Annotated in this window: 9 protein-coding genes; 2 read left to right on the top strand and 7 right to left on the bottom strand. The window is 70.2% G+C overall.

Annotated elements, in window-relative coordinates; genetic code table 11:
- Positions 1-2,410 (bottom strand): excinuclease ABC subunit UvrA (locus AC27VN_RS18210; RefSeq protein WP_490877424.1); only part of this gene is annotated, 2,410 nt, incomplete at its 3' end.
- 116 nt (positions 2,411-2,526) lie between these two features.
- Here AC27VN_RS18210 and AC27VN_RS18205 point away from each other — a divergent pair.
- The gene (locus tag AC27VN_RS18205) at positions 2,527-3,816 is read left to right on the top strand and encodes a phospholipase D-like domain-containing protein (protein ID WP_490877423.1); all 1,290 of its coding nucleotides are present in this window, start codon (positions 2,527-2,529) and stop codon (positions 3,814-3,816) included.
- A 10-nt stretch (positions 3,817-3,826) separates the two neighbouring features.
- On the opposite strand, the gene AC27VN_RS18200 is transcribed toward AC27VN_RS18205, so the two are convergent.
- The 5 genes from AC27VN_RS18200 to AC27VN_RS18180 all read right to left on the bottom strand — a co-directional run bounded on the left by AC27VN_RS18200 (position 3,827) and on the right by AC27VN_RS18180 (position 9,665).
- The gene (locus AC27VN_RS18200; RefSeq protein WP_490877422.1) at positions 3,827-5,155 is read right to left on the bottom strand and encodes an aminotransferase class III-fold pyridoxal phosphate-dependent enzyme; all 1,329 of its coding nucleotides are present in this window, start codon (positions 5,153-5,155) and stop codon (positions 3,827-3,829) included.
- A complete protein-coding gene (locus AC27VN_RS18195) occupies positions 5,155-6,066 on the bottom strand; it encodes an alpha/beta fold hydrolase (RefSeq protein WP_490877421.1) in 912 nt (303 codons plus the stop codon). Before AC27VN_RS18195 ends, AC27VN_RS18200 begins: the two co-directional genes overlap by 1 nt.
- A 140-nt stretch (positions 6,067-6,206) precedes the next feature.
- Positions 6,207-7,175: a LysR family transcriptional regulator gene (locus AC27VN_RS18190; protein ID WP_490877420.1), complete on the bottom strand. Its 969-nt coding sequence runs from the start codon at positions 7,173-7,175 to the stop codon at positions 6,207-6,209.
- Between the two features lie 32 nt (positions 7,176-7,207).
- On the bottom strand, positions 7,208-8,857 hold the full coding sequence (locus AC27VN_RS18185; protein ID WP_490877419.1) for an MFS transporter: 1,650 nt from the start codon (positions 8,855-8,857) through the stop codon (positions 7,208-7,210).
- A gap of 52 nt (positions 8,858-8,909) precedes the next feature.
- Positions 8,910-9,665, bottom strand: a complete 756-nt coding sequence (locus tag AC27VN_RS18180) for an SDR family oxidoreductase (protein WP_490877418.1) — start codon at positions 9,663-9,665, stop codon at positions 8,910-8,912.
- Positions 9,666-9,917: 252 nt separating this feature from the next.
- Here AC27VN_RS18180 and AC27VN_RS18175 point away from each other — a divergent pair, with 252 nt between their 5' ends.
- The gene (locus AC27VN_RS18175; RefSeq protein WP_490877417.1) at positions 9,918-11,153 is read left to right on the top strand and encodes an amidohydrolase; all 1,236 of its coding nucleotides are present in this window, start codon (positions 9,918-9,920) and stop codon (positions 11,151-11,153) included.
- An 18-nt stretch (positions 11,154-11,171) separates the two neighbouring features.
- Here AC27VN_RS18175 and AC27VN_RS18170 read toward each other — a convergent pair.
- Positions 11,172-12,287, bottom strand: a 1,116-nt coding sequence (locus tag AC27VN_RS18170) for an epoxide hydrolase family protein (RefSeq protein WP_490877416.1), incomplete at its 5' end; no start/stop codon positions are given.

Here is a 12,287-nt window from a genome sequence, read left to right as displayed (position 1 = left end):
TGACCCAGTCGCAGCGCGCCACCACGCGCATCTCGTGCTCGACCAGCACCACCGTGTTGCCCGCGTCGACCAGCTCGTCGAGCTGCGCCATCAGCCGGTCCACGTCCGACGGATGCAGCCCGGTGGTCGGCTCGTCGAGCACGTAGAGCGCGTCGCCGCGCTGCGCACGCTGCAGCTCGGTCGCGAGCTTGATGCGCTGGGCCTCGCCGCCCGACAGCTCGGTGGCCGGCTGCCCCAGGCGCAGGTAGCCCAGGCCGATCGCCGCGAGCAGGCGCAGCGGCCGCTCGATCGGTGCGTCGTCCCCGAAGAAGGCATGCGCCTCGTCCACCGTCATCGCGAGCACGTCGGCGATGCTCTTGTCGCGCAGCCGCACCTTCAGCGTCGCCGCATCGAAGCGCGAGCCGCCGCACTGCGGGCACGGCGCATAGACGCTCGGCATGAACAGCAGCTCGACGCTGACGAAGCCCTCGCCCTCGCAGGTCGGGCAGCGGCCCTTGGCGACGTTGAACGAGAACTGGCCGGCATCGAAGCGGCGCGCCTTCGCGGCGCGGGTCTGCGCGAACAGCTTGCGCACGTGGTCGAACAGCCCGGTGTAGGTCGCGAGGTTGGAACGCGGCGTGCGGCCGATCGGCTTCTGGTCGACCCGCACCAGGCGCCGGATCCGGTCCAGGCCCTCGACGATGCGGCCGTGCGTCTCCTGGGCGAGCGAGGGCTCGCCCTCGCCCGGCTCGTCGTCGGCCGGCGCCTCGTGGCCCAGGTGGGCCGCCACCAGCTGCACCAGGGCCTGGCTCACGAGACTCGACTTGCCCGATCCCGAAACGCCGGTGACCGCGGTCATCGCGCCGATCGGAAAAGCCGCATCGACCGCCTCGAGGTTGTTGCGCGTGACGCCCTCGAGCCGCAGCCAGCCCTGCGCCGAACGCGGCGGCCGGCCCGCATCGCCGGCGGCCTCGGGCGCGAACAGGTAGGCGGCCGTGCGGGAAGCTGCCACTTCGCGCAACCCGGCGGGCGGCCCGCTGTAGAGCACCTCGCCGCCCTTCTCGCCCGCGCCGGGCCCGACATCGACCAGCCAGTCGGCGCGGCGCATCAGGTCCAGGTCGTGCTCGACCACGAACAGCGAGTTGCCCGCGCGCTTGAGCGCATCGAGCGCGTCGACCAGTGCCTCGGCGTCGGCCGGATGCAGGCCGGCCGAAGGCTCGTCGAGCACGTAGACCACGCCGAACAGCTTGGAGCGGATCTGCGTCGCGAGCCGCAGCCGCTGCAGCTCGCCCGGGGACAGCGTGGGCGTTGCGCGATCGAGCGAGAGATAGCCCAGCCCGAGGCCCAGCAGCGTCTCGAGCCGCGCCAGCGCGTCCTGCGCGATGCGCTGCGCCACGATGCGTTTCTCGGCCGACGGCACGGTCTTGCCATGTGCCTCGCCGCGCGCGGCCGGCCGCAGCACCTGCGCCAGCGCGCCCAGCGTCAGGTGCGAGATCTGCCCGATGTCGAGCCCCGCGAAACGCACCGACAACGCCTCGGCCTTGAGCCGCTTGCCCTGGCAGGCCGGACACGACGCGCCCGACATGAAGCGCGAGACGCGGTTCTTCATCAGCGTGCTCTGCGTGGTGGCGAAGGTGTGGAGCACGTACTTGCGCGCGCCCATGAAGGTGCCCTGGTAGCTGGGCTCGAGCTTGCGGCGCAGCGCGGCGCGCGTCTCGGCCGGCGTGAAGCCCGCATAGACCGGCACCGTCGGCTGCTCCTCGGTGAACAGGATCCAGTCGCGCGTCTTCTTCGGCAGCGCGCGCCACGGCGTGTCGACGTCGATGCCCAGCGTGACGAGGATGTCGCGCAGGTTCTGCCCCTGCCAGGCCGAGGGCCAGGCGGCCACCGCGCGCTCGCGGATCGTGAGGCTGTCGTCGGGCACCATCGCGCGCTCGGTCACCTCGAACACCCGGCCCAGCCCGTGGCAGACGGGACAGGCACCCTGCGGCGTGTTGGGCGAGAAGTCCTCCGCGTGCAGCATGGCCTGGCGCGCCGGGTAGTCGCCCGCGCGCGAATAGAGCATGCGCAACAGGTTCGACAGCGTGGTCACGCTGCCCACCGAGGAGCGCGTGCCCGGCGTGCCGCGCTGCTGCTGCAAGGCCACGGCCGGCGGCAGCCCGTCGATGGCATCGACCGCCGGCACGCCGACCTGGTCGATCAACCGTCGCGCATAGGGCGCCACCGATTCGAGGTAACGCCGCTGCGCCTCGGCATACAGCGTGCCGAAGGCCAGCGAGGACTTGCCGGAACCCGAGATGCCGCTGAAGACCACGAGGGCATCGCGCGGGATGTCGACGTCGACGTTGCGCAGGTTGTGCTCGCGCGCGCCGCGCACGCTGACGAAACGGTGGGGGGCCGGATCGGCCGGAGGTCTGGGTTGTTGAGGCATGGTGTTCGCAGTGGCTGGCGCCGCAGGCCGATATTGATGGCAGACATCGCAGCGGCGCCTTGCAGGACAAGGGCGCGACCTCGATTCGGCGCGGGCAAAGGCCGGCACGATAAGGCATGCCTGTCCCTGCCCCCCGCAAGCCCTGGAAAGCCATCGCCTGGACCTTCGTCCTGACGCTGGCCGCCACCCTGCTCGTGCTCAACCTCACGAGCGGCGAGAAGAAGCTCGACGAACAGGTGCGCCGCGAATACGCGCTGCACGATCCCCAGTACCAGCGCGCGCTCGGCGCCATGCTCGGCCCGCCGATCACCGACGGCAACCGCTTCGAGGCCTTCCAGAACGGCGACCAGATCTTTCCGCCGATGCTCGCGGCGATTCGCGCCGCGAAGCACAGCATCACCTTCGAGACCTACATCTACTGGTCGGGCGACATCGGCCGCGCCTTTGCCGATGCGCTGTCGGAACGTGCGCGCGCCGGCGTCAAGGTGCATGTGCTGCTCGACTGGGTCGGCAGCGCGAAGGTCGACGCGGACTTCATCCGCGAGATGGAGAGCGCCGGCGTGGAGATCCGCAAGTTCCACAAGCCGAGCTGGTACGACATCGCGCGCATGAACAACCGCACCCACCGCAAGCTGCTGGTGGTCGACGGGCGCATCGGCTTCACGGGCGGTGTCGGCATCGCACCCGAATGGACCGGCAATGCGCAGGACCCAACGCACTGGCGCGACTCGCACTACAAGGTCGAGGGCCCGGTGGTGGCGCAGATGCAGGCCGTCTTCATGGACAACTGGATCAAGGTCTCGGGCGACGTGTTCCACGGCGAGCGCTACTTCCCGCCGCTGCCGCCGGTGGGCACGGGCCGCGCGCAGATGTTCAGCAGCTCGCCCTCGGGCGGCAGCGAGAGCATGCACCTGATGTACCTGCTCTCGATCGCCGCGGCCACGAAGACCATCGACCTCTCGAGCGCCTACTTCGTGCCCGACGATCTCACCGTGGGCGCGCTGGTCGCGGCGCTGCATCGCGGCGTGCGGGTGCGCATCGTCACGCCGGGACCGATCATCGATTCGCAGACCGTGCGCCGCGCCTCGCGCGCCGCCTGGGGCCCGCTGCTCGAGGCCGGCGCCCAGATCAGCGAGTACCAGCCGACCATGTACCACTGCAAGGTGTTCCTGGTCGACGGCCTGCTGGTGTCGGTGGGCTCGACCAACTTCGACAACCGCTCGTTCCGGCTCAACGACGAGGCCAACCTCAACATCTACGACGAGGCCTTCGCCGCGGCGCAGACCGTGCAGTTCGAGGCCGACCTCGCGCAGTCGAAGCGGTTGAGCTACGAGGGCTGGAAGGATCGGCCGCTGCTCGAGAAGGCGTGGGAGCACCTGGCGGCGGTGTTGTCGCCGCAGCTTTGAGCGGCCGGCCCTATGCCGACACCCTGGCCTCGAGGGCCTGCAACGCCTCCGAGACGATGGCGAGCCCGTGTGCCAGATCGGCCTGGGAGATGGTCAGCGGCGGCGCGACCACGCACAGGTTGTATTTGACGTACAGCCACACGCCGCGCGCCAGCAGGTCGGATTGGAAGTCGTCCATCAGCCGCTGGTCGGCGCCCTGCCATGCGACCAGCGGCTCGCGCGTCTTGCGGTCGCGCACGAGCTCGATGCCGAAGAAGGCACCAATGCCGCGCACGTCGCCCACGATGGCGCTGCGCTCGCGGATGTCGTCCAGGCCTTGCCGGAGCCAGCCTTCGATCTCGCGCCCTCGCGTGAAGAGGCCTTCGGTCTCGTAGGCGCGCAGCGCACCGAGCCCCGCCGCCATGCAGACCGGGTGGCCCGAATAGGTGTGGCCGAACGGAAAGGGCCGGTGGTCGAAGGCTTCGGCGATCTCCTCGCGCATCAGCACGCCGCCCAGCGGCATGCAGGCGCCCGTGACACCCTTGGCGAAGCTCAGCATGTCGGGCGCGACGCCGACGCGGCGCGAGGCGAACATCTCGCCGACGCGGCCGAAGCCGCACATGACCTCGTCGTGGATCAGCAGCGCGCCGCAGCGCCGTGCGAGTTCGCGCACGCCGGCCAGATAGCCCTCCTCGTACGCGACGAGGCCGTCCGAACCGAGCACCGGCTCGATCAGGATCGCCGCGATGTTGGCGGGGTTCTCCTGCTCGATCACGCGCTCGAGATGCGCCAGCGCGCGCCGCACCTCCTCGGCCCTGTCGTCGGTGTGGAAGGGACTGCGGTAGGGATGCGGCGCGAAGAAGCGCGCGATGCCGCCCGGCGCCGCCTGCTCGCTGGCCCAGCGGCGGCTGCCGCCCGTGAGCGCGGCCGCGCCGGCGCTGGTGCCGTGGTAGGAGCGGTAGGCGCTCAACACCTTCAGCCGGCCGGTGACGAGGCGCGCGATCTTCACCGCGTCGTCGTTGGCCTCGCCGCCACCGGTGGTGAAGTGCACGCGTGCGCCGCCGCGCCAGGGCGCCCGCGCGCACAGGCGCTCGGAGAAGGCCTCGCGGATGTCGCTGCGCAAGGTGGGCGACACGAAGCACAGCGACTCGGTCTGGCGCCGTATCGCCTCGATCACCGTCGGATGGCCATGGCCCAGGTTGGCGCACATGAGGCCGCTCGACAGGTCCAGGCAGCGCGCGCCATCGGCCGTGTGCAGGTGGACGCCGGCCCCACCGACGAAGACGGGGCCGGGCCGCTGCCCCTGGCGCGACCACGGCGTCATGAAGCGCGCGGCCGCCTCGCCCGGCATGACAGCCATCACCGGCCCTCGAAGAAGGCCTTGATCTCGCGCGCGCAGACCGCGGGCGCCTCGCGGTGCACGAAGTGCCCGGCATCGGCGAAGTCGATGCTGAAGTCGGCGAAGTAGTCGCCCAAACGGTCCGACCACTCGGGGCGGATCAGGGGATCGCGGCGGCCCCAGAGGAAGCGCGAGGGCACCGTGATGCGAGGCGGTGGCGGCAGGGTCCCCTCGAGCCACTTGCGGCGGTTGGCGGCCGAGCTCAGGTACCAGTCGAAGCCGCCCTGGATGTTGTCGTTGCGCATGAACATGTCGACGTAGATCTCGATCATGTCGGCGAACACCTCGGGGTTGTCGCCCGACCAGTGATCGAGGAAGTGCGACATGTAGAGCCTGCAGCTCTCGCGCGATGCGCCGACCAGCTTCGCGGCCCATGGCAGCTGCTGGAAGTACTGGTACCAGACCTCGATCAGGTGGTCGGGCTGCCCGTAGCGCGAACCGAGGCCGGGATACGGGGTACAGAAATAGAACGCGCCCTTAAGCCGATCGCCGTGGGCCTGGCTGAAGGCCTGCAGCACGTAGGCGCCGAGGTCGCCGCCCACCATGCCGAAGCGGTCGAGGCCGAGGCGCCGCGTGAATTCGGCGATGTCCTCGGCGTGCGTCGCGGCGTTGGCATTGGCATCGGGGCCGGGTGTGGGCTTGCCGGTGAAGCCGCAGCCGCGCAGGTCGGGAACGATGAGTTCGAAATCGTTCTTCAGCAGGTCCATGAGCGGCCGGTACACCATCCAGAACTCGGGCCAGCCGTGCAGCAGCACGAGCGGCGCGCCCTGGCCGACGCGCGCATAGTGCATGTTCAGGCCGTTGGCCGGTACGTGATCGAATCGGATGCCGGAAGCGGCGGCGTCGCGCATGGCGTCATCTAGTGCAGACATGGTGTTCCTGTGGTTCATCTGTGAAAAGGCACCGCTTCGAAGCGGTGCGATGAACTTTAGGAATAGCCCCGCGCAGCGTCCAATACCGACGCGATACGCTGGCAGAGGCACGGCGTCTGGCGCGGCCCGCGCACCTCGGCTCAGCCGTGCGCCGGGCCCACCGTCTCGACGATCTGCAGGAAGTTCTTCAGCGCGACCGAAGCGTGGTCCTTGCGCCAGACCACGGTCATCGGCGAGGTCAGCACCTGCGGCTCGATGCCCACGAAGCGCACGCCGCTGCGTCCGTGCCCGCAGACGCTGGCGGGCACGAAGCTGATGCCGGCGCCGGCCGCGACCAGGCCCAGCGCGGTCTGCATGTTGCGCGCGCCCTCCTTGAGCTCGAGCACGATGCCGCGCTCGCCGAGCGCATGAAGGATCAGGTCGGTCAGGCTGGGCCGCGGATGGCGCGGATAGAGCACGGCGGCCTGGCCATGGAGCTCCTCCACGGGAATGGTGGCCCGCGCGGCCAGCGGATGCCGCGTCGGCACCGCGGCCATCAGCGGTTCGGTGATCAGCAGCCGCTGCTCGATCGCCGGATCGGGCGGCAGTCCCGGGCGCGAGAAACCGACGTCGATGGAACGCCGCGATAGCGCCTCGGCGATCTCGGCCGCCAGCAGCTCGCTGAAGGACAGCTCGACCTCGGGATAGCGGTCGCGAAACGCGTTGAGCACATCGGGCAGCACGCTGTACATGGCCGAGCCCGCGAAGCCGATCGCCAGCTTGCCGCTGTGGCCGCGGCCGATGCGCCGCACGTCGTCCACGGCGGCATCGAACTGCGACATGATCGCGACCGCGCGCTCCAGCAGCAGCGTTCCCGCCTCGGTGAGCCGCACCGGTCGGTTGTCGCGGTCGATGAGCTGCACGCCCAGCTCCTCCTCGAGCTGGCGGATCTGCTGGCTCAGCGGTGGCTGCGCGATGTGCAGCCGGTCCGCCGCGCGCGTGAAGCTCAGCTCCTCGGCCACCGCCCGGAAGTAGCGCAGGTGCCGGATCTCCAGGCGCGCGGCCGGCCCGCCCGAATGCGCGGGTCGCGAATCGTCGTCGTTCGATGGGCCAAGCAGGTGGTCGCGCATTCCGTTCTCCTGCGCGGTGCGCCTTCGGCGGTTCAGCTGTCGAGCGCCCGGTCCCGGGTCTCCGGAACGAACAGCCAGCACAGCACGAACCCCGCGCCCGCGATCAGCACAGGGTACCAAAGCCCATCGAAGATGCTGCCCGTGGCGGCCTGTATGGCGACGACCGTCGCGGGCAGCAGGCCGCCGATCCAGCCGTTGCCGATGTGATAGGGCAAGGACATCGAGGTGTAGCGGATGCGCGCCGGGAACATCTCGACCAGCATCGCGGCCATGGGGCCGAAGGCCATGCCGGTGAGCAGCTGCAGGTAGACGATGATCAGCACGATCATGAGGTGGTTGATCTGCGCGGGGTCGGCGCTGGCGCGGTAGCCCGCGCTCTCCAGTGCGCTGCCCAGTGCCTGGTCGAACGCGGCCGCGCGCTCCTTCGCGTCGGCGGCGGCACCGTCATAGGCCGGCAACGACAGCGCGCCGATGCGCACCACCGCCGCCGCTCCCGGCACCGCGGCCTCGTTGCTGTAGGGGATGCCGCGCCGCACCAGCGCGCTCTTCGCCACGTCGCAGCTCGAGGTGAACTTCGAGGTGCCGACCGGGTTGAACTGGAACGAACAGCGCGCCGGATCGGCCGCCACCACCACGGGCGAGCGCGCCTGCGCGGCCTCGAGCGCCGGGTTGGCGAAGTGCGTGAGCCCGTGATAGACCGGGAACAGCGACACGGCCCCGAGCACCAGCGACGCGAGCACGATCGGCTTGCGCCCGATGCGGTCGCTGAGGTAGCCGAAGATCACGTAGAAGGGCGCGCCCAGCAGCAGGCCGATGGTCGACAGCGTGGTCGCGGTGATGGGATCGACGCGCAGCGTGTTCACCAGGAACAGCGACGAGTAGATCGGGCCGGCATTGGTGACCACTGCCTGCCCCGCCTGCAAGCCGAACAGCACGATGAGCACCAGCTTGAGGTTGCGCCAGTTGCCGAAGCTCTCGCGGATCGGCGCGCGCGACAGCGCACCGGCCGACTTCATCTCGGCGAACACCGGCGACTCGTGCAGCTTCATGCGGATCCACACCGAGATCGCCAGCAGCACCATCGAGAGCAGGAAGGGAACGCGCCAGCCCCAGGTCTCGAAGGCCTCGGGCGACATCGCGAGCCGGCAGCCCAGGATGACACCGAGCGCCAGGCACAGGCCGACGATGAACGCGGTCTGCAGCCACGAGGTGTAGGCACCGCGTCGTCCCGGCGGCGCGTGCTCGGCGATGTAGACCGCCGCGCCACCGTATTCGCCGCCGATTGCCAGCCCCTGCAGCATGCGCAGCCCGATCAGGATCGCCGGCGCGAAGCTGCCGATCGACGAATAGGTGGGCAGCAGGCCGACCGCGAAGGTCGCGAGGCCCATGATCAGGATGGTCGCGAGGAAGGTGTACTTGCGCCCGATCATGTCGCCGAGCCGCCCGAACACCAGCGCGCCGAAAGGCCGCACCACGAAGCCGGTGCCGAAGGCCAGCAGGCCGAAGATGTAGGCCTCCAGCGGCGTGGCGCTGGCGAAGAAGTTCTTGCCGATGATCACGGCCAGCGCGCCATAGAGATAGAAGTCGTACCACTCGAAGACGGTACCCAGGGTCGAGGCGATCACCACGTGCCTGGCCTTGGAGGGACTGGGGGCCGTGGTGCCCGTCGGGGATGCGTGCATTGCTTTGTCTCCAGTTCTCGTTCGTTCTGCGGACATCGATTCGGTGCCGGGGTCAGCGGCCGCCGGCCACCGCCACGATGGCGGCGGTCACGTAGCCGGCCGAGGGCGACACCAGCCAGGCGACGCTCTGCGCCACCTCCTCGGGCAGGCCCGCGCGGCCCATCGGAATGCCGGGCGCCATGCGCGCGGCGCGGTCGGGCTTGCCGGCGGCCGCATGGAGTTCGGTCTCGATCAGGCCCGCGGCCACGGCGTTGACGCGGATGCCCTCGAGCGCGACTTCGCGCGCGAGGCCGGTGGTCAGCGTGTTCAGCGCGCCCTTGGTCGCCGCGTAGTGCACCCACTCGCCACCGCCGCCGATCTCCGCGGCGCGCGAGGATACGTTGACGATCGCGCCGCCGCGCCCGCCGTGGCGGATCGACATGCGCCGCACCGCCTCGCGGCAGCACAGGAACGCGCCCACGACGTTGACGCCGAACACCTGCGCGAGCATCCGCGCGTCCGCCTCGTCCACGCGCGAGAAGCCGCCGGTGATGCCGCCGTTGTTGACGAGCACCGTCGGCGCGCCGAGCTGCGCATCGGTCTCGCGGAACAGCCGCAGCACGTCCTCTTCCTTCGAGACGTCGGCCTGAAGCGCGATGGCGCGGCCGCCGCGCGACTCGATGTCGGCGACCACGGCGCGGGCGCTCGCCGCATCGCCCGCGTAGTTGACGACGACCGCATGGCCGTCGCTTGCCAGTTGGCGCGCGATCGCCGCGCCGATGCCGCGGCTGCCGCCGGTCACGATGGCGACCCTGTGGGTTGAAGGCATGTCTTCTCCATTCCTGTGTTGCGTGGGTGAAAACAGCAGGCGGGGTGCCTGCTGCGAACTGCCGCGGAATGAGAAGGCTTTTGCCGAAATGCGTCCAATAGCGTTGGCGTCAGAAACTATATGCAGCGCCTACACGCGCGCCCGCGCCGCCGCCTTCATAGGCTGCGCATCTGGAAGCGGACGCGGTCGGTCTTGGACGCGGGTGCCCGCCGTTCCTACGATGGCCGCATCGCAATCCAGGAGCGCCACCCGATGAGCCTCGTTCTTCCCACGCCCGGCGGAAACACCGACGACGGCACCTTGCGCGCCATCTCGGACTTCCACCCCTTCCTCTCGGCCTTCCGCCGCGATCTGCATGCGCACCCCGAGCTGGGCTTCGAGGAACGGCGCACCGCGGCGCGCGTGGCCGAGGCGCTGCAAGGCTTCGGTCTCGACGAGGTGCACACCGGCGTCGGCCGCACCGGCGTGGTCGGGGTGCTGCGCGGCCGGCGGGCCGGTTCCTCCTCGAAGTCCGTCGGCCTGCGCGCCGACATGGACGCCTTGCCGGTGCAGGAGGAAGGAACGTGCGCGCACCGCTCCGTGCATGCGGGGCGAATGCACGGCTGCGGCCACGACGGGCACGTGACGATGCTGCTGGGCGCCGCGCGCCACCTGGCGCACACGCGCGATTTCGGCGGCACCGTGCATTTCATCTTCCAGCCCGGCGAAGAGGGCCATGCGGGCGCGCGCGTGATGATCGAGGACGGCCTGTTCGAACGCTTCCCCTGCGACGCGGTCTATGCGCTCCACAACTGGCCCTCGCTGCCGGCGGGCACGGTGGCCGTCAACCCCGGCGCGATGATGGCGGCACGCGACGACTTCTGGCTCCGCATCGAGGGTGTCGGCGGACATGGCGCGATGCCGCATCGCACGGCCGACCCGGTCGTGGCCGCCTGCGCCGTGGTCGCGGCGCTGCAGACCGTGGTGAGCCGCAACCTCGATCCCGCGCTGAGCGCGGTGCTCACCGTGCATTCGCTGCAGGCCGGCGGCGCCATCGCGCATGGCGTTCCCACCCAGAGCGTGACCGTGCCGCCGGAGGCGAACATCGCCGGCATCGCGAAATGGTTCGATGCCTCCGCGGGCGAGGTCCTGCGGCGGCGCGTCGCCGAGATCGCGAAGGACTGCGCCAGCGCGTTCGGCACCCGGGCGGACGTGCGCTATCTGCCTTTCCTGCCGCCGACGGTGAACGCGCCGCCCTGCGCCGAGCTCGTGCGGCGCGCCGCGACCGGTCTGCTGGGCGCCGCGCGCGTCTTCACGGGCGTGCTGCCCAGCATGGCTTCGGAGGATTTCTCCTTCATGCTGAACGAGCGCCCCGGTGCCTATTTCTGGCTCGGCGTCGGCAAGGACGTGCCGGGCCTGCACCATCCGCACTACGACTTCAACGACGCGGTGCTGCCGATCGGCGCGGCGCTGCTGGCGACGATCGCACGCGAAGCGCTCACGGCTTGAAGCCGCGAGACGCCTCCTTCAACCGCGCAGCGACCGGAACGCCGCGCGCAACTCCGCGCTGAACAGCGCCGGCTGCTCCCAGGCGGCGAAGTGCCCGCCCTTGTCGACCTCGTTGAAATAGATGAGGTTGTGGTACGCCGCCTCGACCCACTGGCGCGGCGCGCGGTAGATCTCGCCCGGGAACACGGTCACCGCGGCCGGGATCGAGATGTCGACGGCGTTGAAGTTGTTGGCGTTGTTCTCCCAGTAGAGCTGCGCGCCCGAAGTGGCGGTCTTCGTGACCCAATAGAGCGTGATGTCGTCGAGCATCTCGTCGCGCGTGAGCGACTTCTCGGCGTCGCCGCCGCTGTAGGTCCACTCGGTGAACTTGTCGTAGAAGAAGGCGGCCAGGCCCGCGGGCGAGTCCTCGAGCGCATAGCCCAGGGTCTGGGGCCGCGTCACCATCAGCGCGGCATAGCCGCCGCCCTTCCTGTAGAGGAAGTCCAGCGCATCGAAGGCCGCTTTCTCCTTGTCGTCGAGGCCGGCGGGCGCGGGGTCGCCGTTGTTGAGTGCCCGCGCCACCTGCGGCGGCACGCTGGCCGGCATGTTGACGTGGATGCCGAGCAGGCCCGGCAGCTTCTGGCGCGCCATGCCGTCCGAGATGACCGAGCCCCAGTCGCCGCCCTGCGACACGTAGCGCGGGTAGCCCAGCCGCTTCATCAGCACGTCCCAGGCGCGGCCGATGCGGTCGGGGCCCCAGCCGGTGCTGCGCGGCTTGGCCGAGAAGCCGTAGCCGGGCATCGAGGGCAGCACGAGGTGGAAGGCATCCTCGGCGCGGCCGCCATGGGCGGTGGGGTTGACGAGCGGGTCGATGGTCTTGAGCAGCTCCATCACCGAGCCGGGCCAGCCATGGGTCATGACCAGCGGCAGCGCATCGGGATGGCGCGACTTCACGTGGATGAAGTGGATGTCGAGGCCGTCGATCTCGGTGATGAACTGCGGCAGGGCATTGAGCCGCGCCTCGGCCTTGCGCCAGTCGTAGCCGCTGCCCCAGTACCGCACCAGCGGCTGCAGTTTCTCGAGCCGCACGCCCTGCGACAGGTCGCTCACGGTCTCGCGGTCGGGCCAGCGCGTGGCCTTGACGCGGCGGCGCAG

Source organism: Variovorax sp. 20P10.2.4, assembly GCF_058244205.1.
Note: the sequence above shows the minus strand (reverse complement) of the source record. Positions and strands in the feature narration are given on the sequence as shown.

Bases quoted from the DNA above. Each gene is read 5' to 3' on its own strand.
- AC27VN_RS18205 (WP_490877423.1), top strand. From the start codon at position 2,527: ATGCCTGTCCCTGCCCCCCGCAAGCCCTGGAAAGCCATCGCCTGGACC.
- AC27VN_RS18190 (WP_490877420.1), bottom strand. From the start codon at position 7,175: ATGCGCGACCACCTGCTTGGCCCATCGAACGACGACGATTCGCGACCC.
- AC27VN_RS18175 (WP_490877417.1), top strand. From the start codon at position 9,918: ATGAGCCTCGTTCTTCCCACGCCCGGCGGAAACACCGACGACGGCACC.
- AC27VN_RS18185 (WP_490877419.1), bottom strand. From the start codon at position 8,857: ATGCACGCATCCCCGACGGGCACCACGGCCCCCAGTCCCTCCAAGGCC.
- AC27VN_RS18180 (WP_490877418.1), bottom strand. From the start codon at position 9,665: ATGCCTTCAACCCACAGGGTCGCCATCGTGACCGGCGGCAGCCGCGGC.
- AC27VN_RS18195 (WP_490877421.1), bottom strand. From the start codon at position 6,066: ATGTCTGCACTAGATGACGCCATGCGCGACGCCGCCGCTTCCGGCATC.
- AC27VN_RS18200 (WP_490877422.1), bottom strand. From the start codon at position 5,155: ATGGCTGTCATGCCGGGCGAGGCGGCCGCGCGCTTCATGACGCCGTGG.